At 38.3% G+C, this 21,884-nt stretch carries 18 protein-coding genes and 3 pseudogenes; 3 read left to right on the top strand and 18 right to left on the bottom strand.

Translation table 11 applies throughout. The features are described from left to right. Positions 1-113: 113 nt before the first annotated feature. From ACZ9AO_RS10210 to ACZ9AO_RS10125, 18 genes and pseudogenes are all read right to left on the bottom strand, one after another. Positions 114-1,682, bottom strand: coding sequence for an AMP-binding protein (locus ACZ9AO_RS10210; protein WP_476108994.1), 1,569 nt, complete (start codon positions 1,680-1,682; stop codon positions 114-116). A gap of 41 nt (positions 1,683-1,723) precedes the next feature. Beyond that, a complete protein-coding gene (locus ACZ9AO_RS10205; protein WP_476108993.1) occupies positions 1,724-2,182 on the bottom strand; it encodes an SRPBCC family protein in 459 nt (152 codons plus the stop codon). Between the two features lie 719 nt (positions 2,183-2,901). Beyond that, positions 2,902-4,167, bottom strand: a complete 1,266-nt coding sequence (locus ACZ9AO_RS10200; RefSeq protein WP_101225188.1) for a benzoate/H(+) symporter BenE family transporter — start codon at positions 4,165-4,167, stop codon at positions 2,902-2,904. 515 nt (positions 4,168-4,682) lie between these two features. Then, positions 4,683-5,161 (bottom strand): annotated as a pseudogene (locus ACZ9AO_RS10195) (IS110 family transposase); the annotation flags it as partial. A 437-nt stretch (positions 5,162-5,598) separates the two neighbouring features. Further along, positions 5,599-5,700, bottom strand: a complete 102-nt coding sequence (locus ACZ9AO_RS10190; protein WP_476108992.1) for a hypothetical protein — start codon at positions 5,698-5,700, stop codon at positions 5,599-5,601. Between the two features lie 500 nt (positions 5,701-6,200). After that, a pseudogene (locus ACZ9AO_RS10185) lies at positions 6,201-6,593 on the bottom strand (VOC family protein). A gap of 215 nt (positions 6,594-6,808) precedes the next feature. Further along, a complete protein-coding gene (locus ACZ9AO_RS10180) occupies positions 6,809-7,906 on the bottom strand; it encodes an L-dopachrome tautomerase-related protein (RefSeq protein ID WP_476108991.1) in 1,098 nt (365 codons plus the stop codon). Between the two features lie 411 nt (positions 7,907-8,317). Continuing rightward, the gene (locus ACZ9AO_RS10175; protein ID WP_476108990.1) at positions 8,318-8,545 is read right to left on the bottom strand and encodes a VOC family protein; all 228 of its coding nucleotides are present in this window, start codon (positions 8,543-8,545) and stop codon (positions 8,318-8,320) included. A gap of 343 nt (positions 8,546-8,888) precedes the next feature. After that, complete coding sequence (locus ACZ9AO_RS10170) at positions 8,889-9,779, bottom strand: aldo/keto reductase (RefSeq protein ID WP_476108989.1); 891 nt, start codon at positions 9,777-9,779, stop codon at positions 8,889-8,891. Positions 9,780-10,035: 256 nt separating this feature from the next. Next, on the bottom strand, positions 10,036-10,752 hold the full coding sequence (locus tag ACZ9AO_RS10165; protein ID WP_251540061.1) for an SDR family oxidoreductase: 717 nt from the start codon (positions 10,750-10,752) through the stop codon (positions 10,036-10,038). A 96-nt stretch (positions 10,753-10,848) separates the two neighbouring features. Further along, complete coding sequence (locus ACZ9AO_RS10160) at positions 10,849-11,361, bottom strand: type 1 glutamine amidotransferase domain-containing protein (protein WP_476108988.1); 513 nt, start codon at positions 11,359-11,361, stop codon at positions 10,849-10,851. A gap of 74 nt (positions 11,362-11,435) precedes the next feature. Continuing rightward, a complete protein-coding gene (locus tag ACZ9AO_RS10155) occupies positions 11,436-12,602 on the bottom strand; it encodes an iron-containing alcohol dehydrogenase (RefSeq protein WP_476108987.1) in 1,167 nt (388 codons plus the stop codon). A 108-nt stretch (positions 12,603-12,710) separates the two neighbouring features. Then, positions 12,711-13,214, bottom strand: coding sequence for a hypothetical protein (locus ACZ9AO_RS10150; RefSeq protein WP_251540068.1), 504 nt, complete (start codon positions 13,212-13,214; stop codon positions 12,711-12,713). A 78-nt stretch (positions 13,215-13,292) separates the two neighbouring features. Continuing rightward, positions 13,293-14,090 (bottom strand): annotated as a pseudogene (gene gnd / locus ACZ9AO_RS10145) (phosphogluconate dehydrogenase (NAD(+)-dependent, decarboxylating)); the annotation flags it as partial. After that, positions 14,081-15,601, bottom strand: coding sequence for a glucose-6-phosphate dehydrogenase (zwf, locus tag ACZ9AO_RS10140; protein WP_251540070.1), 1,521 nt, complete (start codon positions 15,599-15,601; stop codon positions 14,081-14,083). The gene zwf and the pseudogene gnd, both read right to left, overlap by 10 nt. A 625-nt stretch (positions 15,602-16,226) precedes the next feature. Then, positions 16,227-17,585, bottom strand: coding sequence for an IS1182 family transposase (locus tag ACZ9AO_RS10135; protein WP_476108986.1), 1,359 nt, complete (start codon positions 17,583-17,585; stop codon positions 16,227-16,229). Between the two features lie 525 nt (positions 17,586-18,110). Then, the gene (locus tag ACZ9AO_RS10130; protein ID WP_251540221.1) at positions 18,111-18,962 is read right to left on the bottom strand and encodes a YitT family protein; all 852 of its coding nucleotides are present in this window, start codon (positions 18,960-18,962) and stop codon (positions 18,111-18,113) included. A 212-nt stretch (positions 18,963-19,174) separates the two neighbouring features. Continuing rightward, positions 19,175-19,540 carry a winged helix-turn-helix transcriptional regulator gene (locus ACZ9AO_RS10125; RefSeq protein WP_251540072.1) on the bottom strand — a complete coding sequence of 122 codons (366 nt, stop codon included), beginning with the start codon at positions 19,538-19,540 and terminating at the stop codon, positions 19,175-19,177. A gap of 222 nt (positions 19,541-19,762) precedes the next feature. Between ACZ9AO_RS10125 and hxlA the strand changes: the two genes are divergently transcribed. From hxlA to ACZ9AO_RS10110, 3 genes are all read left to right on the top strand, one after another. Continuing rightward, positions 19,763-20,410, top strand: coding sequence for a 3-hexulose-6-phosphate synthase (gene hxlA, locus ACZ9AO_RS10120; RefSeq protein ID WP_048883203.1), 648 nt, complete (start codon positions 19,763-19,765; stop codon positions 20,408-20,410). Positions 20,411-20,417: 7 nt separating this feature from the next. Further along, positions 20,418-20,975: a 6-phospho-3-hexuloisomerase gene (hxlB, locus tag ACZ9AO_RS10115; RefSeq protein ID WP_048686231.1), complete on the top strand. Its 558-nt coding sequence runs from the start codon at positions 20,418-20,420 to the stop codon at positions 20,973-20,975. A 140-nt stretch (positions 20,976-21,115) separates the two neighbouring features. After that, on the top strand, positions 21,116-21,832 hold the full coding sequence (locus tag ACZ9AO_RS10110) for a 3-ketoacyl-ACP reductase (protein WP_476108985.1): 717 nt from the start codon (positions 21,116-21,118) through the stop codon (positions 21,830-21,832). The last annotated feature ends 52 nt before the right edge of the window (positions 21,833-21,884 follow it).

The raw sequence follows: 21,884 nt of genomic DNA, 5'->3' as shown, positions 1-21,884 counted from the left end.
GATCAAACACGATTGTTGCCGTTTGTTTTTCTGCATTTTTCTCTACCCGAATATGGTCATACGTTTGTTCTGTTATAGTCATTTGTTATTTCCCCTTTTCTATTTTAAAATTTTTATTGGCTGATAGCTTCACTTTCATTGTGAGGTGCATCAATATCACCCTCGCGCAATTTACGGCGAAGAATTTTCCCTACAGGACTTTTTGGAATCTCTTTTACAAACGTATACTTACGAGGCCTTTTGAAATTTGATAAACTGGGTAGATTCTTGCAAAATTCATCCAGTTCTTGCTCTGTAACAGATTCGTCTTTAGCAACAATATAAGCGGTAACAATCTGCCCCCAGCGCTCATCAAGCTCCCCAATTACGGTAGCTTCCCTAACTTTTGGATGTTGAGTCAGACAATCCTCGACTTCTAATGGATGAATGTTTTCTCCCCCAGAGATAATCATATCGTCAACCCGGCCAACAACGAATAAGTCACCGTCTTTATCAATAAAGCCAATATCTCCTGTAAAATACCAGCCATCTCGAATAGTTTTATCCGTCGCCTCCGGGCGATTCCAATACCCTTTAAAGGCTTCAACGGACTTCAGATTCGCAATAATTTCGCCGACTTCTCCTCTCCCAACAATATCATCAGGAGTAGAATGACCGTCTGGATCTGCTTTTACCAGGCGAATATTTTGATGAATCCCCGGTTTACCTGCACTGCCTGGCTTTTCATGTACATCAGGGCAGATGGTAAACGTATATACCTCCGTACTGCCGTAATGATTTACAAAAAGTTTTGGTTTAAGTAACTCCACACATTGATTTACTAATGTAGTGGTCATTGCGGCACCAGCATACCCGATTTTTTCAAGCTTGGTAAGGTTATACCTGCCAAAATCCGGGTATGATAACATATCATGAAAAAGCGTCGGAACTAAATAAAGGGATGAAATTTCTTCTCTTTCTACAATTTCAAGCGCCTCACCAGCATCAAAGTCTAAGTTTGATAAAAGAGCAAACTTTCCATTTAAAAAAGTCATAGAGAGCAACGAACGAACACCCATTGTATGATAAAGTGGCATTACTCCTAATGTACTTTCCCACAACTGGTACTGGTTTTGGACGATATGTGCCATAGCCGAGGCATATTCATTCCTATGTGTTCGTGGTACTCCCTTTGGACGTCCTGTTGTACCGGATGTGTATAGCATTATCGATATATCATTCTCATCTAGAATTGGCCTTTGATAGCTTCCTGGGCTTCTGTTTACTAGTTCCGGATAAGAAATATCCACACCATTTTCATTTTCAACACCAATCAAGATTGGTCTTTCGAGAAAGTTCGCACCTAACACAGCACTTTGACTGGTTGATTCAAAGATGATAGCCTTCGCTTCAGAATCGTTTACACAATACTCGACCTCTTTGGCGGATAAGCGGTGGTTTATTGGAGTATAGATTGCACCAATCTGTTGTATTGCCCAGTAAACCATAACATTTTCCTGTCTGTTCTTTAAGATGACAACAACACGGTCCTGTTTTTGAATGCCTAAACGCTGCAGAGAGGCAGCAACTTTTTCTACTTCCTTTTGTAATTGGGCATAAGTATAAGATTTCAGGCCTTGAACGAGAGCGATTTGATTTGGATAGCGTTCCACCGCAAAATCCAATAATGTACCTAAATTCATAAAAAATCTCTCCTTTCTCCCCTTGATGGTTCATTACTTATTTAATTGGTAACTTCAGCCTTTTTTAATTCTTTCCCAAATTTTTTGAAGAAGTCTTTAATAACCAGTTTAGATACGCCTCCTAGCATTCGTTGACCGACCATCGCAACTTTTCCTCCCACTTCTGCTTCAAAGCTGTAAGAGAGAACAGTGTTGTTTTCATCTACTGATTCAAGAGTAATATCTGCGACGGCTTCTATGCTTCCAGGCCCCCCCTCACCTTTAACGATCATTTGATAAGATATCGGTTTATTAATATTCGCTAATTGAATTGTTGTAGAGTAATCACCTTTCACTGATGCAACACCCATTGATATATCAGCTTCATATTTATTTTCTTCAACTAACTCCAATTTTTTGCACCCCATGATGCATCTCTTAAGCACCTCTGAATCTAATAACACATCCCAGGACTGTTCAATTCCTGCTGGCAAATTCAAACTCCCTTTACCTTCCATCATAAACTCCTCCTATCCTATCTTTAACAAGGTTTTCAAGAAAGCGGTTTCAAATAATGATAAATAATAAATGAAAAAAAGCATTGCAGAAAAATATGGAATGTTTTAATTGTGATTTCACCTTCCATTACTAGCATAATAATCTATAAACTTACTTTCCATTTTCAAAATCTTGTTTAACTCACTTAAAATATTTCTTATTATTTCGAAGATTCAATATTCCCCTTCTAAAATTGCGCACAGGCTTTTAATTTTTTTTAACTTAATATAAACTTGGAGAATACCATTTACGTCAAAGTTTTTTACTATGCCAATATGTTTCCATACCTTCAAATATGTTGTAATATGGTCATCTATTAGGTAATTCCATTTTTTACACTTTCTCTTTCTCCATTGGCTTCCATTACATCCTCCTCTTTTAAAAAAACTAAAGGTAACAGAATCAATGTCTCAAAAAAGAATATTAGGATTGTTCAAATAGTAATTATTTTGTCATCTTAAAGATGTAATGGATCATAAGTCACGTGAGAACTTAATGAAATACAACAAAGGCAGACCATTTAGATACGATTATTATTTGAGAGAAACCAATGGAAATTAAAGAAAAGACTCCAGTTCAAATACCATGATCCATATTCTTATAGAGTACCCCTTTTTAATTTTTCCCTTATAAGGGATATAGTCCAAAGGGGAGTTTCATAAATCCCAAACCATTTATATTACTATGCAATCTTTGCTCCATCTTTTTTTGAATCCATTTTACTTTTTGCTTTGCTGTAGTCCTCTCGATCAAGTAATAATGAAACGACAAATCCTACCAATAGAGCCCAGAAAGCGGCACCAACAGTAAATACTGTTACATTAGAAATGGCTATAAGAAAGGCTACCATGGCTCCATTTTTAAATTTCCCGTTGAAAGCCCCGGCAAATGTACTTATAAACACGTTAAAAATAGCAAGACCACCGAGCACAGAAAGCAATTGACCAGGAACCACCGTCGAAACCGCAATAACCATCCCCGCTACTAAACCAAAACATATCCAAAGTAATCCATCAAAAGTTGCCGCTACATATCTCAAATTTTTATCCTCACCTGCTGCATCGCTAGAAACCATTGCAGTACTTGGTCCAGCTATAACAGTTGGGTGTCCTCCAAAAAGAGAGTTAACGATTGTACCAATACCTGGAATAGTAAACATTGCATTGATAGGAGGTTTATATCCTGTAGCAAATAGCACCCCGACGGCCTGCATATTCTGAACACCAATTATCAATATAATTAAGGGCAACGTTAGTTCTAATGTAGCTTGAATACTAAAATGAGGTACTACAAATATAGGATGAGCAAACGAAGGTTGTATCGATCCCCAGTTCGTTTGCCCAAGGGCTGTTGCGATTATCCCTCCTATTATTATTGCTCCTAGAATAGGCGGGAATTTTCTTGAGAATTTTTTCATCGCCATTAAGAGGAAGAAGACTGCAAAAGAACTCCCTGCAACTGCTGGTGCCTCTACCACAGCCTGTATTGCTTTGATACCAAAAGATAGAAGGACACCAGCAATCATTCCTAGCATAACCGGAAGAGGAATTAATTCTATTACCTTCTTGATTACCCCTGACAATCCAAGAATTGTAACTACTATTCCAGCAACAATAGATGCACCAATTGCCTCATTAAAGGGTATATGCTTTAAGGCATTACCTATTAATATTGCACCAGGTATGCTATAGGCCACTACAATGGGTATACGATAGCGGAGTGACAAGATAATTGTAAATATACCTCCCGCCGTATAAATAATAAACAACCAAGAAATTGCCTGCTCAACAGAAAGATTACCTTCTTTAGCTGAATTCATTACAATTAAACCTGGCCCCATAATGCTAAACAATGCAGCAACCAAACCAGTTCCAAGAGCAGCGGGAGTTAAATTACCAAAAAAATCCATAATGTTTTTCCTAACGTCTGTACCTCTTTCGATACTCATTTTGGAAACCTCCTTTTTATCATCTCATTGGATAGAAAAAGATTCTGTCTCTGGCCAACTCCTAGGACGGAATCTAAAACGGAATACTATTACTTTTGGTATTAGCTAACGAGATAGTGGCCAGAGATTTACGTTTTTCTTTTATCGTCCACGTTGTCATCCCTCCTATTTCCTGAATCAAATCCCCCTAATAAAAGAAAGCGTTTACAAATAAAGGTAAGGAGAATCTTATAAAGATATTTGAAGTAGAGTTAACTTTCCCTAATAACAGAATAATCAATTAATATATATCAGTCTTTTAAAATCTTACTTTTCTTATTTCAATTAAATCTGTCAAACAAAACTTTCCTCTTCTTTAATACGCTATTACTGACAGTACGTGAAAAACATACTTCTCACTCTAGTAATAAAGGTTTTTCCTATTACAAAGCTTCTTATCATAGTATTAATAGACAACTTCTTGAATTATTGAGTTATAAATTATTATGTAAATACCAGTTACATGTATATCTAAAGGCCTTTTCCCATGCCCATTCACCCGATCGGGTAGAACAGAACTCTATTACACTCTCTGTTAGTCTACTTTCTCCGGCGGTTAATACCGCCTCTGAAGTAGGATATTCCTTTAACATCAATAATGAAACCTTCGAATATAGGTCCCCAAAAACCTTCCGGTATTCAGGAAACACTTGATCTAAAATGGTGTGAAACTGAAGTTTAGCCTCCACATACATATTCGTTACGATTTCCTGTTGTCTGGAAAAATTCCGAAAGGTCTAATAGCTGAATTCCTCTAATTTTTATGAGGTCCTAAATCCTCCTTGTAATACAGCACGCACAACATACGCACAGATAGCGTCTGTTTTTACCTTCCTTAAGCTGGACTTCTTTGCCTGATAAGAATAATCGGATTTAGTAAAATATATAGAATCCCTTCTTCCTCCAGGTATTGAATAACAGGAGAATGGTAATGCCCTGTAGATTCTAAAATGACCATACAAAGATTTTCTATTTACCTGGGTAGGTAGCTCAACCAAGGGATTGGATGATTTTTTTACCACATTAGATGTTTTGCTAAAATGGAAAAAACGACGAATGACACTGATTTGTTGTTTTCTGATGATGATTATTTCAGATACATAACATTGATAATCAAATTGTGATAAGTGTTTTAGATATGAATTCAGAATTAAAACATAGAATAATTTTACTAGATAAGATTAAATAATTCTTCGTTTTCTTTAACCCATAAAAAAAGAGCTGATTCTGATCGTCACAGCTCATTAAAGCTATAGTACCTTTGGTTGGATTAATCAAGTAACCTTCTATTGATAAATACGTACACAATTGTTAATAAAATCAACATAGCAATGATAAGAACCGTTAATTCATAAGGATAGTCAATAAAACTATTGACGACTACTAACAATCCTAACGGTAGAAAAAAATTCCACCTGTTACTGTGCCTAATAAGGACTTATTTTTTATCATCTTTTCATTAAATCCTGCTAACAACCAGGTTTGCTTTTTCACAGCGACTAAGTACGACACAAGTAAAAGAGCTATACCAATAATCCATAATCCACCTTTTCATCCCCAAAGGACACTTTATTTCCGGATACTTTTTTATACGAACTAAAAAGGTAAAAGTTCCCTTTTTTTGAACTAATCTGCACCGAAAAAGCTGCCTTAATGACAGCTCCGATTTTCAGCCTGTTAGTTCTATAAGAAAAGCGAACCTTATTCAGGAATCGCGCCCGAGAACGAATATAAAAACTTGGTGGGCAGGTTTTCTCGAATATATACATGTCTACTTCTGTTTGCGCAATGCACTGTCACTTTTTATTAATAAAGAAAGTTTCATCTCCATTTGGCGGTTAGAAGTTTATCGTCTCTATTAAGGAAATTGGGGTGATTATCGTGGAATTTCTAAAAGTAGTGTTGAAAGGGATTGTTTCCAGGCAATCTCTATTTCTCAGCAAAGAAAACCACCCCGCGCAGGAAACAAAAGGGTGGTTCCCGATCAATGTATCCTATTTTGCATTCTCATCAGCTTGATGAATTCCGAATATATTCCCTTCGGTATCAATAAGTGTCCTTGCCACGCCATTCCAGGCAGTGCATATTTGGGCAATACGGCCTTGCCGCCATTCTCAAGAATTTTGGCTTCCGCTTCGTAATAATTATCGACACCCATTGTACAAGCATACCCATTAAGAGCTTTGACAGCTTCCGGCGGAGGACTTTGACGCTGCATCAAAGCACCCTTATCCCAGGTTCATTCTCATCGCCAGTCACGCTCCCAAGTAAGGCATTCCTGCGAAATCACTCCAATCTTGAAATGACCATCCAAATACCTCACCATAAAATTTCTTTGCCCGCTCCATGTCATCCACATGACTTTCGAGGTGAACTAATCTTCCCATGATTACCTCCTAGTTTTGTTCAAAATTTTTCCTCTTACCGTAAGTTGATACTTATGTAGCTTCGTGCCTATGGTGCTTTATTTATACTTTTAAATCTAAGATGAAGCAGGCTTTCAATTTGAGTTAAGTCACTTCTTTATTATAGGACAGTTGTGGGAATATATGACAAAAAAGGCAGCTCCCTGATGGGGGATAGCTACCTTCGTTTACGATTACTATGAAAAGGTAGGAGCAGGGAATTCATCAATTCTCATACGAAGTAAACTATATGGTTTTTCCCGCAGGTCTCTTCCATAATGAAATCTCGCCTGCCGATGTAATTGATTCACAATGACATATAAGTATTGATCGGGGCCAATCGAAAAAGTATCCGGCCATAAAATTCTCGGGTCATGTGCGATGGTTTCCATTGCGCCATTCGGCAATATCTTCCGGATACTATTGTTTTCATAGTCTCCCGCATAAACGGTTCCTTTTGCGCCGGTGATCATTCCATCAGACGCACCTTTTTCCCCCCAATACTGCACATACTGGTATAAATTCAGGTCCTGTATCCTTCTGTCTCTTAGGGCTTCTGTTGAGATCGAAAACAGCTGACGGCTGGTTAGCGGAGCATAAAATAAAACCTTTCCATCAGGAGAAATCGCTATACTATCGGAAGCCAATCTAAATGGGAAAGTCGAGCCGTCCGGGTTTCGATTCATCAAAATTTCACCTTCTACTTTCGGTAAAAAATAGGGATCAGGTGAAGTTGATATTTCCCCATTTAACCGTCTAAACGCGTTCCCATTTTCTAAATCTACGACGATAATAGCCCCTGGCCCTCTGGAAGAAGAATCCGTTATATATGCATAGCCTGCTCTTCCAACCCGAAAATCCAAACGGACATCATTCAGATAAGTTGTTGGCAAGACAACATCTTCTGTAAAGGTATATACTCTCCTTATTGCATTCGTGCTTAAATCAACAGCAACTAATTTTGCTCCCCCTTGAATAGGTTCAGAAAAATTTGGTGCCCCTGTATCTAGTACCCAAAGTGTTCCTCTTCCATCAGCAACGATACTTTGGACACTGACGAAAGACATCGTAATATTCCCAGTATTAACTAAATTGGTTTCTACACTGGGATAAGGCTGCAATTCACCCTTAACAATTTCCGCCACAGTAAATTGAACGTCGTCTCCCCATTTCGGAAAGCATACAAAAATACGACCGGTTTCGGAAACGCTGACACCTGTAGGCATAGCCCCATAAAAAGCATGCACCAGTTCAAACTGCCCAAAATATTTTTCCATAGGTAACATAGGTTGCATGGTATCCTCCTCATCAAATCCGAACGGATATCACCTATATATGATGAAAATTTTTTGTAGTGCCTGGTTCTTGATAAATTTTTCTATCGTGATGGATGCTGTGGGTTTATTAGTCCAGGAGAAACATGGGTGTTTCGATAAAGTGATTCAAACTTCCACTGGCTCTTCAAAGACAGGGAATGAGAGCATCTGAATTTACGTTTGCAGTCATTTTTAGAACTAACATAAAAACTATTATGATTTGCTCCCGTCCAGTAGCCTAGTTAGAAAAATAAATCTGTCTCCCGCCATAAGAAAAGGCAGCTTCAGCAACCTGCCTTATTGTAGAGTTGTCACAAACTGTGAAGTTAAAATGAAGTGCTAAAAAAACTTAAGTAAAGGGAGTAGTGATCCGGCTACTCCCTAAGAACATTAACCATTACAAATCATAAGTACATTACCATCTGGGTCTTGAAAGTTAAAATAAGCAAAATTTCCAATACTCTCTATTTCTTTAACAATGGCTATGTTATTACTCTTGATAAATTGGTAAGCTTCGTCTATATCTTTTGCACCAATTTTTAAGTTTACTTTCTTACGTCGCTGATTAAGAACGTAAAAAAAATAGACAACAGCAGGCTGATGGAATTGAAGTAGCAAAGAATAAGGGAGTGAAATTCGGGCGACGTAAGTACAAGATCAATGCTGATTTCATTCAGGTGTATGATGAGTGGAAATCTGGATTTATTACTTCGACAGAAGGAATGAAGCGTCTTGATTTAAAGCCAAATACCTTTTATCGACGATTCATTGTCATCGCGGGACTACAATCGAATAGGCTTTGCCGTCCAATTAGCACTACTACGTTATGCGGGAATAATTCGAAAAGGATATTAAACTTCCCCGATAAAAAAACTGTATGGAATAAATTCTACACAGTTTTTTTGAAATTCCTATTAGATTGTCAGCAACTCCAACAATATTCCCTCTTTAAAGTGAATTTTCAAATAATATCCAATGGCATTTTCCTAGTAGGTTTAGGAAATACTTGATCTATTCTACTGAGATCTTCTTCAGTAAACTCAATTGCTGCTGCTTCAGCATTTGCTAAAACATGTTCATCTTGAACCGCTTTTGGAATAGAGATGACGTTATTCGAACGGATGGTCCAAGCAAGAGCGATTTGTAATGGTTGGACATTGTATTTGTCAGCAATATCATGAATAGCTGGATCGTTTAAAAGCTGTCTCCTTAAAGAGCCTCCTTGAGCAAGAGGACTATAGGCCATGATTGGCATGTTATGTTCACGCTGCCATGGTAAGAGATCGAAGTCGATTCCTCTTGAACCTAAATGGTATAGCACTTGGTTCGTCACACAATTTTTTCCATGCTTAGTGTTCCATAGCTCTTCCATATCAACCGTGTCAAAATTAGAGACGCCCCATCTTAAAATTTTCCCTTCTTCACGTAGTTTTTCCATTCCTTCAATTGTTTCCTCTAAAGGAACACGTCCTCTCCAGTGAAGAAGATATAAGTCCAAGTGGTCTGTTCCGAGTCGTTTTAAGCTGTTTTCACATGCTTTTGAAATCATATCTAAACCTGCATGATGGGGATACACTTTTGAGACTAAAAAGACTTCATTTCTGCGTCCTTTAATGGCTTCGCCAACTATGCGTTCAGAATCGCCATTTCCGTACATTTCAGCAGTGTCAATAAGTGTCATGCCCAATTCTACGCCGAGCTGCAAGGCTTTTATTTCTTTGTCTCTCACTTGGGGATTTTCCCCCATGTACCATGTTCCTTGTCCTAAACTAGGTAAAGAAGTGCCGTCAGGTAGGGTTACCACGTGTTTGGCTAATGCATTTTTAATTTCCGCTCTTTTCTTTTCATCCATTAGGCTCGACCCTTTCTTTTATGTATTTGGTTATCATAGAAGTAGACTGTTAACGTCTCTACGTATAAAGTACGCATATATTTAGAATTTCCGTAACCAACAAATCCATTCTTTGTTGCATGATATGGCCATTTCTGCTTCCGTCTGTGCAAAAAAACAAAGAAAGTGAGGATGGTATGTAAGTGTCTGACACTTTGAGTCAACCTCACCACTTCTATTCTAAATCAATTTATCAATCGACTTTGATATCAATGGATTAGATCAAATGAGCTCCTCCATCGATAAGAACCGATGTGCCAGTTGTAAACCCATTTTTCGCTAGGTAAACATAGGTTTCAGCTATATCTTTAGGTTGAGCAACACGTCCAACAGGTAATTGCTTAGCAATCCCATGGTACATAATTTGTCTTTCATCTTCTGGCATTCCGCCGTAAAGAGGAGTGTCAACGATACCAGGTGATACCACGTTTACTCTGATAGGTGCCAGGTCTACTGAAAGTCCTCGTACTAAACCATCGATTGCTGAATTAATGGAAGCTAGAGTCGTTGCACCTTGAGGAGGACGCACACCATATACACCAGAAGTTAATGTAATAGAACTTTCATTATTCAAGTATGGAAGAGCAGCAAGAACCGAAATATACTGCCCCCAGAACTTACTATCAAAAGCCTCTCTTACTGTTGCAACAGGCAGTTCGCTAAAGTGACCCATTGCGCCTTCACCTGCAGTAACCACTAGGTGATCAAATTTTCCAACCTTCTTGAAAAAGTCAGCAACCTTTTCCTCGCTGCGAAAGTCTATTTCATAGCCCTCTACGTTACCACCAAGCTTCACTTTTGCGTCAGATAATTTTGAAGCAGAACGGCTAGCAATAATAACTTGAGCGGATTCATCGATAAACGCCTTGGCAGCGGCTAAACCAATACCAGATGTACCTCCTAAAACAACCACTCTTTTTCCTTTTAATGACAACGCAATTCCTCCTTTATTCATACGTTTGTTTAACCAACTTGTGGATTCTGATTAAAGAATCCGCAAGTTAGAAATTTTTACGTTTTTACATCAGCATTATTTAGCTAAAAGTTTAAGTGATTCACGATTAAATGCTGGAATATCTTTTGGTTCTCGACTTGTTACAATATTTTTGCTGATGACAACTTCTTCGTCTTTAAAATTTGCACCAGCATTTTTCAAATCGTTGCGAATGGATTTATAGCCAGTGATGTCGACACCTTTTAAAAGGTCTGTATCGATTAACACTTGTGGTCCATGACAAATGGCAAAAACAGGTTTTCCATCTTGGATAAATGCTTTTGCAAATTCACCAAAACGATCGTCTTCACGCAATAAATCGGGAGAGAATCCACCAGGGATAAGCAACGCATCAAAGTCGGCAGGATGAACTTCATCAATGGATTTATCAATTTTTACGGTTGTGCCTTTTTTACCAGTTACTTCGTTACCTGATTGTTTGTCAATCGTGATAACTTCATGACCAGCTTCTTTAAAGGCTTGTACTGGTTCAGTGTACTCCACATCTTCAAATAGGTTTGTTATAAGCGTAGCGATTTTTTTGCTCATGTTCATTAACCTCCTTAAAATCATAGAACAGAAATAAAAATATTCATTTCCGTACCATGTTCTGATTATCTTCATTAGAAGTTGATTTTATCTCCGTTGTAAGCCGCAATATAGATTTTTTTCATATCCTCCACCGATACTTCTCGTGGATTGGATGGAGTACAAGGATCCTCAACAGCTCCTGCTGCCATCTGGTTCAGGTGTTTTTCAAATTCTGCTTCTCCCACACCAAATTCCTTTAGTGTTAATGGCAGATTCAAAGATTTGTTTAAACGACGGATGAGGTCTGTTAACGAGTCAATCAATTCGTCATCCGTATTTCCGGTTAAACCAAGCATCCTTGCAATATCCGCATATCTTGAGCTTTCCACCTTTCTATTATAATCAATCACATATGGCAAGTAGAGTGCATTTGCTGTACCGTGCGGAATTTTAAAAATGGCTCCGCTCTTATGGGCTAAGCTGTGGACAATTCCTAAAAATCCATTGGAAAAGGCCATGCCGGCTATGGCCTGGGCATAATGCATTTCTGCCCTTGCCTGTTTGTCACCTACTGCGGATTTTTCAATATTTTCTACCACTTGCCTAATCGACTGCATGGCCAGCGGATCAGTAAAAGAGTTGTGCAGGGTGGATACATATGCCTCAATGCCATGTGTCAATGCATCCATCCCCGTATAGGCTACAATCGAAGCAGGCATGGAATACGTCAGTTCAGGATCAACGATTGCAATGTCAGGCGTAATTTCATATCCAAAAACCGGATACTTCACTCCCTTATCATAGTCCGTAATAACGGAGAATGGAGATACATCACTGCCTGTTCCGCTAGTAGTTGAAATGGCAATAAAGCGAGCTTTTTCACGCAATGTTGGCAGTACATTTGGAGCCTTGATTTGGTCAAATTGCAGTTCGGGGTTTTCATAAAAAATCCACATCAGCTTAGCCGCATCAAGCGGAGATCCGCCGCCGGCAGCAATGATCCAATCCGGCTGGAATTCTTCCATCTTCTTGCCGCCGTTTTGAGCGGTTGTAATAGATGGATCGTTTTCAACACCTTCGATTAGTTGCGTCTCAATGCCTGCCTCTCGTAAATAAGTTTGGATTTTATCGAGATAACCGGATTTTTTTATCGATTGACCGCCAATAACAACCGTCGCTTTTTTCCCTTCAAGGGTTTTTAAAACTTCTAAGGATCCTTCTCCAAAATAAACATCTCTCGGAATAGTAAATCGATTCATATGTGTAAATTCTCCTTTTCTGTGGTGAAATTAGCAACTTTAAGGTTCCCTTATCCATTTTTTTGAAATTGAGTACGTCATAAGTGTTTCCCATCATCTTAAATGTTACTAATGAACAAATTCAGGTTCTCCCTCAACAATGGTCCTTACTATATCTTCTGCTTCGATTTCGAGTAATTTCTCCAAGAACCTTATGGTTCCTAATACTGCTTGAATATCCCCCTCTGTTTGAACGTCTTCCATTTTCTTTTGAACAATCAGTTCATTTATAACTTGTTTGAAAGCCTGGGTCTTTATAAGCCATTCTCCAACAAGTTTCTTTGTTGAGTCTTTCTCGACTGCATTTTTCACTGCAAATAAACTTTCCGTTTTTGTTTCTACGAGCGTTACGGAACCAAAATCGGAATCCATACGGATGCGAAAATAATTCTTTCTACTGTCATAATATCTTTCTTCTTTTAATAGAAAATACTCTATCCCTACTGTGATTTCAAAAAAGGGTTCTGTCTCTGTAGGATAATGTAGTTCTCTTACATCAACACTTTTGACAACGTCTAAATACGTCTCCAAACCATATTGGGTACTAATGATTTTTGCATCCATTACGTTCATGATTTCACTCCCTTTTTCACCTTGCGGATTGTTTTAATATATAATCATCTTGTTTACTAAAATCCATCCCATATTAACCTAATCGCTTTTTTCAACTGCATGGCCACCAAACTCGTTCCGAAGGGCAGCAACCACTTTCCCTGTAAAGGTGTCATGATCTAAAGAACGGTAGTGCATCAAAAGAGACATGGCGATCACTGGAGTGGCTGCCTGCAGATCCAAGGCCGTTTCCACTGTCCACTTTCCTTCTCCTGAAGAATGCATGGTTCCTTTGATTTGTTCTAAGTTTGCATCTTTAGAAAAAGCACGTTCTGTTAAGTCGATGAGCCATGAACGAATGACTGAACCGTTATTCCATACTCTTGCCACTTTTTCATAGTCAAAATCAAACTCACTTTTCTCCAGTACTTCAAATCCTTCGCCAATCGCAGCCATCATCCCATACTCGATTCCGTTGTGGACCATTTTTAAGAAATGGCCTCTGCCTGCTGGACCAGCATATAAATATCCTTTTTCTACCGCTGTGTCTCGAAATATGGGTTCAACCATACTCCAAACTTCTGCATCCCCACCGACCATGTAACAAGCTCCGTTACGCGCTCCTTCCATCCCCCCCGATATACCAACATCCATAAAGCTTACACCAACTTGCTTTAGCTGGCCGTAGCGGCGAATGGAGTCCTTATAATGAGAATTACCAGCTTCGATTACGATATCGCCTTTACTCAAGTATGGTGTGATCTCATTTATAACTGAATCGACAACAGCGTGCGGAACCATGATCCAGATAATTCTGGGGCCGTCCAGGATTTTAATAAGTTCCTTAAAACTCGATGTTTCTATAGCACCGTACTTACTGATTTCTTCTACAGCATTTTTAATGCTTTTACTGATTGATCTTTTGAAATCATCTCATACTTAGACCCTTGGTATTCCCACCAATAAAACCCGTCCTCTTTTAAAAGTTCATCCGAAGCACCCGGCCCCATCGAACCTGAACGATACAAATGTAAGGGGACTGTGTTTTCCTCAAACGCTTCTAAAACTGGCTGCACCCAATTCCAAGATAATTCCACTTCATTCCAGTGGGCAAAGAATGTCGAGTCACCGCGTAATGCATCAAAGATTAAGAGTTCATAAGCTTCGGGTATGTCTTTTGCTCCTGTTGAGAAGTCAATTGAAATAGGCTCAATTTTCCCGTTTTTTAGCGGATTCTTACTATTCAATTGCAACGATATCCCTTCATTGGGATTGATATTGACAATTAATAGATTTGGTTCCGTTTGTTGATCGGATCCATACAATTCCTTCACTGGATTTTTAAACTCTATGACGATACGTGTCGACTTTTCCTTCATTCTCTTTCCTGTACGGATATAGAAAGGAACTCCTCCCCAAAAATCATTATCAATCCATAAACGGGCGGCAACAAAAGTATCATTGACAGAGGAAGAATCAACCCCAGGTTCCTCCCTGTAACCAACCACCGGCTCATGATTCATTTCTCCGGCACTATATTGGCCACGGACAACTTGAGAACCGACATCCTCTTTCTGCAAAGGCCGCAATGATTCCATCACCTTTCTCTTTTCATTCCGGATATCTGCCGCACTTGTCGTTTTTGGTAAATGCATGGCTGTCATCATCAAAATTTGCAGCATATGATTCTGGAACATATCCCGGATGGCTCCGGCTTGATCATAGTAGCCCGATCTATCTTCTACTCCAACCGTTTCACTAGCCGTTATTTGTATATTGGATATGTGCTGATTATTCCATAAGGATTGAAGCACAGGATTGGTAAATGCCAATGCTTCGAGGTTTTGAACCATTGTTTTGCCAAGATAATGGTCTATCCGGTAAATTTCCTCTTCGCTAAAAGATTTGCGTAGCCTTTGATTTAAATCTTGGGCGGAAACCATATCATGCCCAAACGGCTTTTCAATAATCAGGCGTTTCCATCCATTGGTCGTTCCCAATCCGCTTTCTTTAATATTAGAGGCGATTACATCGAAAAACTCGGGTGCAACAGACAGATAGAATAATCGATTTTCAGGAATGTTTAACTCCCGTTCACGCCTCTGAACCAAATTAAGCAGTTCTTGATACCCTTCCACATCCGTTACATCTAATTGGCTGTAACGAAACGCGTCGATAAATTCTTTTAATTTAGCTTTATCTTCGATAAAGCGTCTAGAAAATGTTCTTAATGAATGTTCTACATTTGTTTGAAATGTACCATCCGATAGTTCTCTCCTGCCTAACCCAATAATTGAAAATGACTGGGGCATCTTTTTATCTAAAAACAAATTAAAAAGAGCCGGATAAATTTTTCTTTTGGCCAAATCACCCGTTGCTCCAAACAAAACAAAGGTCATAGAATCCACTTTTCATTCCTCCATTTTTCAAAACATTTTGCAATAGAAAAGGTCGGTACCTACTCTAATACTTGATAATTGTTGGTTATGGTAACCATATAAGGCACATCAAATTTTTTACGATCTAAATGATTGAAGACTTTCGCTACCCTGCATCCGCTTTATACACTTGATTATTTCACCCAACTTGCACCATGCTAACAACTGTATTTGATGTTGTTACAGTTGAGAAAGATTAGATTTATCTTAAATCCGATCTTATTTACAAAGGAGAATTCTTCATTCCCCTGTTAAAAGGCCTAATGGTATATGTCCCTTTTCATCTTAACAATTGCCGCTTAAAAAAGATTTGGTTGCTGCATTGATGTTAGTATAATATCTACAACAAATAATTAAAAGTACGCACTTTTTTATTATATAATGTTTAAAAATATACTTAGTATACTTTTATATACCATATGGGGTTGTGAGATTTTCAATTAGAAGATTTAAAATAAAAAGATCTTCGTTATTTACGAAGATCTCAGTTTGTAGACAAAAGGGGTTCGGAATTAAAAAATTCTGAACCCCTTTTGAAATTCCCTTTGAATTTTCGCCTAAAGTTAAGAGATTGGGGCTCTACGAGCCCACTATGTTAGGCCATTTTTGGACCTCGCCATGTCCAATTGGCCATCTTCTTTAAATTAATGGCAGCGAAAGTAAGCATCGCCTGCATCGACAATTTTTTAAGTCCCCTTAAAGTAGTCCAACGCATACCATGCTTTTCTTTTGCATCTGCGAATACACGCTCAATCGTTTCTTTACGTTTTGCATATATAGGTTTTACATCTTGATGATGACGCAGATGATCTGCTTCTTCCACATGTGCTTGCCAGATATGCCATGTCACCACTTTTTGACAGTCTTTGCTTTCTGTACACCGAGATAAAAATGAGCATGTTGTACAAATTTGTTTTGGCGATTTGTACTCGCGATAGCCCTCTTTATTTGTTGTTGAGTACTTTAAAGTTTCGCCCGAAGGGCAAAGGTAACAATCAAAATGTTCATCGTATTCATAGTCCTGTTTGCGGAAAAATCCTTCTTTGGTGCGAGGACGTGTATAAGGTAAAGCCGGCATGATTTCTTTGTTAAATAGGTAGCTTGTAATCGCTGGTGTTTTATAAGCTGCATCTGCGGCAACGGCTTCCGGTTTTCCAACTTTCTCAATCACTTGTTCAACTAGTGGCTCTAAGATCTGACTGTCATGTATATTTCCAGGTGTTACAATCGTTCCCAATACAAAACCGTTGCGGTCTGCGGCCGCGTGGAATGAATAGGCAAACTGTTTTGTTCGTTCATCTTTCACATAGTAGCCACTCTCAGAATCCGTTGTACTTTCTTTAATCTCTTTGGTCTCTTCTTTATCAAATTTATCTGGTGGAAAAGGCTTTTTTCCATGGTTTTCATGATCTTGATTGATTTCTTCTTGAAGACGTCCTTGATACGCTCGTGTTTCTTTACGAACGATTTTCTTTTCAAATTTCCGTTTATTCACACTGGCTTTCACATGTGTGGAATCCACGAAAACGTGTTCAGCACTTATTAACTTTTTATTAGCAGCTGTCATTAAAATGCGATAGAAAATCTGTTCAAACAGGTCTGTATCTTTAAAGCGTCGCTCATAATTTTTCCCGAACGTAGAGAAATGAGGTACTTTATCATGGAAACCATAGCCTAAGAACCAACAGTAAGCCATATTAGTTTCAACTTCTTCAATCGTTTTACGCATGGAACGAATACCGAAGGTATATTGAATGAAAGTCAGTTTAACTAAAATAACTGGATCAATACTTGGGCGTCCTACCTCTGAATACATATCTTTCACCAAGTCATAAATGAAAGTGAAGTCAATGGCAGCCTCCATTTTACGAACCAAATGGTTCGGTGGCACCAGTTGATCTAAAGTAATCAGTTCAAGTTGATCTCGCTGAATAGAATCATGTTTAGAAAGCATCCTCATCACCTCAAGTTTTAATACTTCTATTTTAAAACAAAAATGACTCCAGGCAAAAGTGTTCTATCTAAAAGGTAAGACAAAGTTGATTGGAACGGAAGGTACGAGACTCCTGCGGGAAAAGCGCGTCTAGGGGAGACCCCGCAGGCGAAAGCCGAGGAGGCTCCCCGACCGCCCGCGGAAAGCGAGTGCCCTACGTTCCAATCAACGTCCAAATTGTACAAGCCATAAAAATAGACAAACTCGATTTTCATCGAGTTTGTCTACAGTCTGAGATCTTCGTTATTTACGAAGATCTTTCAAAATTGCCTTGGAGTCATTATTTAAATAATAGTTTTATCGACTCATGATAAATAATGGAATATCCTTGGATTCACGACTCTTTGTAATGTTTTGCTTACTGCTGACTCTTTGCCCTTGTCGTTTGCACAGTCATTTATCAAAGCTTTGCGAATTGGTTTATAACGGGCGATATACACATGTATCAACATGAGGCTAATTAATATAAGCAAATATTAAGCTTTATTATTTAGAAGGATTTGCTTTCGGTAGTATAAGCGACCTATCTATACCAGATGTTTCACAAACATAGGACGCCTCCATAATAGCTGATGGATCTGCTGCTAAAACGACACTTTTTAATTTGGAAAAAAGAAACCTGTTCGTAATACAATAAATAACCTTCTTTCTTTCCCCTAAAAAACCGCCTTCTCCATATAAAAATGTGATGCTGATATTTAAATGACTGATAATGCTATCTCCAACTTCATCAGGTTTTTCTGAAATGATCATGACAGATTTCCCATGATTTAATCCATCTAAAACATAATTAATCATTTTCGTCACTATATAAAAAACTGCCAGAGAAAGCATGGCCTGTTCCAATGTATAGACAACCGCCGCAATCGTAAATATGAAAGCATTTACGACTAATAAAAATGAGGCAATCGGAAATCGATAGTGTTGGTTAAACCAAATCGCCAGCATTTCAGTGCCATCTATTGCACCGCCAAATTTTACAACGATTCCTATCCCAACTCCTAAGATTACCCCACCGTATAAAACAATTAATACTTCAGATTTAGTAATAGGAGGAATCGATTTAAATAGTACTAAACCAACGGTAGTAATGATATTTGCATATAGAGTTCTAATGAAAAAGGTTTTACCCACTTCTTTAGCTGTAAAAATTAAGATAGGAATATTTAAGCCCAAAAATACAACATAAATTGGGATTCCCCATAAAGCATTGGCCATAATCGATAACGCTGTTACACCACCATCTACTAGCCCGTTTGGTGCTAACATCGTTTCTAATCCCATAGCAACGATTGACGCCCCCAAAGTTAAAAAAACATACTCAACAAATTTTTTCATCATCTCACCTGAAAATATGTATTATTCATGATTCCTTACTATAAAACAGTTCAGCTAAAATCCTTTACAACACAGGAATATTATTTACCTTTTTCCAGATTGTATTCCTTTATTTCCTTTATGCACTGGATCATTGCAAATAAAAAGACCACAAGTCTTGACTTATTAAAAGTCTACTTGTGGTTTTTAATCCCCTCTTTTTAGAACGATTGCTATTTAATAGGTGCACTTTTATTGGCAGGAGTATCCATCACATTCTCCATATAGTTTTTACCCCATTCATACATGGAATCGAGTATTGGCATTAAGCTTTTTCCTTGTTCGGTCAATGAATATTCTACTTTTGGAGGAACAACAGGATAGACTTTTCGTTCAACAATGAGGTCTTCTTCTAGCTCGCGTAATTGGTTAACAAGCATTCGTTGGGTAATGCCCGGCATAAGAGCCTTCAGCTCACCAAATCGCTTCGTTCCCTCTTTTCCTAAATGCCACAAAATCAGCATTTTCCATTTACCGCCAATAACATAAAGCGTTAATTCTTTTTCACAGTTAAACATTTTGTCCTGCATACGTGACATTTGTTTCACCTCCATTTCCATATAGAATAACACATAGTATACTTTTTAACACTATGTAAAAATAAAGTGCGTACTTCCATACTTTTAATATACACATTATACTAACACTGTACCATTGTTAACAAGAGCATTGGTTACGGTTACCAAGAGAAATGAAAGTGAGTAATGGGCATAATTACTACTGTGCAACAAACTTAAAAAATTATGAGGAGTGAAACATAGATGGAATTACAATTAGCGTTAGATTTAGTCAACATTCCAGAAGCAATCGAATTGGTAAAAGAAGTAGAGGAGCATATTGATATCGTAGAAATCGGAACACCGGTTGTGATCAACGAAGGTCTCCATGCTGTAAAGGCAGTAAAAGAAGCATTCCCTAACTTAAAAGTATTAGCAGACCTGAAAATTATGGATGCTGCTGGATATGAAGTGATGAAAGCTTCCGAAGCAGGTGCTGATATCATCACTATTCTTGGAACGGCTGAAGATATGTCGATTAAAGGTGCTGTAGAAGAAGCGAAAAAACAAGGTAAAAAAGTCCTTGTCGATATGATTGCGGTAAAAGACCTGGCTGGACGTGCTAAAGAAGTGGATACTATGGGCGTGGATTATATTTGTGTCCACACGGGTTATGATCTTCAAGCAGTCGGAAAAAATTCTTTTGAAGATCTACAAACCATCAAAAGTGTGGTTAAAAATGCTAAAACGGCCATCGCAGGCGGCATTAAATTAGAAACACTTCCAGAAGTCATTAAAGTAAATCCAGACCTTGTCATTGTAGGCGGTGGGATTACTGGACAAGCTGATAAAAAAGCTGCTGCTGCCAAAATGCAACAAATGATTAAAGAACAAACGGTTACAGCAGGTTAATCCTAAGATGCAGACGACTCAATATTTAGCAGAAATCTTAAAAGAGCTTAATCATTCAGCCGACTTAATCTCAGATGAAGAAGCTGAAAAACTCGTCAACGGGATACTTGAATCGAAAAAAGTTTTTGTCGCCGGTGCAGGCAGGTCCGGATTCATGGCCAAATCCTTCGCCATGCGGATGATGCATATGGGAATTGATTCTTATGTAATCGGTGAAACTGTAACTCCCAACTTTGAAAAAGAGGATATCTTAATCATCGGATCCGGATCCGGGGAAACGAAAAGCTTAGTCTCCATGGCTGAAAAAGCAAAAAGCATTGGTGGTAAAATTGCAACTGTCACGATATTCCCTGATTCCACTATTGGACAGTTAGCAGATATCACCATTAAATTGCCTGGATCCCCCAAAGACCAATCAGAGGGCGATTATAAAACCATCCAACCAATGGGCTCACTATTTGAGCAGACCCTTTTACTTTTTTATGATGCCGTCATCTTGAGATTCATGGAGAAAAAGGGGTTAGATACCAATAAGATGTATGGCAGGCATGCCAATCTTGAATAAAACATAGTCCTAAGAATGTAATAACCAAAAGACCGCAAACATACTAAAGAAACTTTGCGGTCTTTTGGTTAGTCTTTAAAACAACATTATTTTGTTATTATTAACAATTATTCTAAATTTTTTTAAAAAGGAATGATATCATGATTTCATTAAAAGGAAAAACTGCTTTAATTACTGGGGCAGGCAGAGGAATCGGGCGTGCTACTGCGATTGCTTTAGCAAAAGAAGGAGTTCATTTAGGATTGATTGGATTAACGATGTCAAATCTTGAAAAGGTAACCACGGAACTAGAGCAATATGATGTGAACGTTTCAGCAGCAACAGCAGAGGTAGCCGATCTTGAAGCAGTTCATCAAGCTGTTGAACACATCAAATCAGACCTAGGTTCTATTGATATTTTAATCAACAATGCAGGTATAGCTAAATTTGGCGGTTTTCTTGATTTAACTCCTGAAGAATGGGAAAACATCATCCGAGTAAACTTGATGGGTGTATATAATGTAACAAGAGCCGTTTTACCTGATATGATTGAAAGAAAATCAGGAGATATTGTGAATATATCCTCAACTGCGGGCCAAAAAGGAGCACCTGTTACAAGTGCTTACAGCGCTTCTAAATTTGCTGTTTTAGGACTAACGGAATCACTCATGCTAGAGGTAAGAAAGCATAATATCCGTGTAACGGCTTTAACACCAAGTACAGTTGCAACTGATTTGGCCATTGAAAACAATCTTATTAGTGGAAATCCTGAAAATGTTATGCAATCAGAGGATTTAGCAGAGCTGCTTGTAGCCGGGTTAAAGCTTCATCCAAGAGTCCTAGTAAAGACTTCAGGATTATGGTCAACTAATCCTTAATTGAGAAGCGATCGTCTCTTCTTGTCTATATTGGTTAAGAAGTAGGCTAGTT

It is taken from the genome of Peribacillus sp. TE19612 (assembly GCF_056279465.1).
This window is presented reverse-complemented; position numbering and strand designations above follow the sequence as displayed.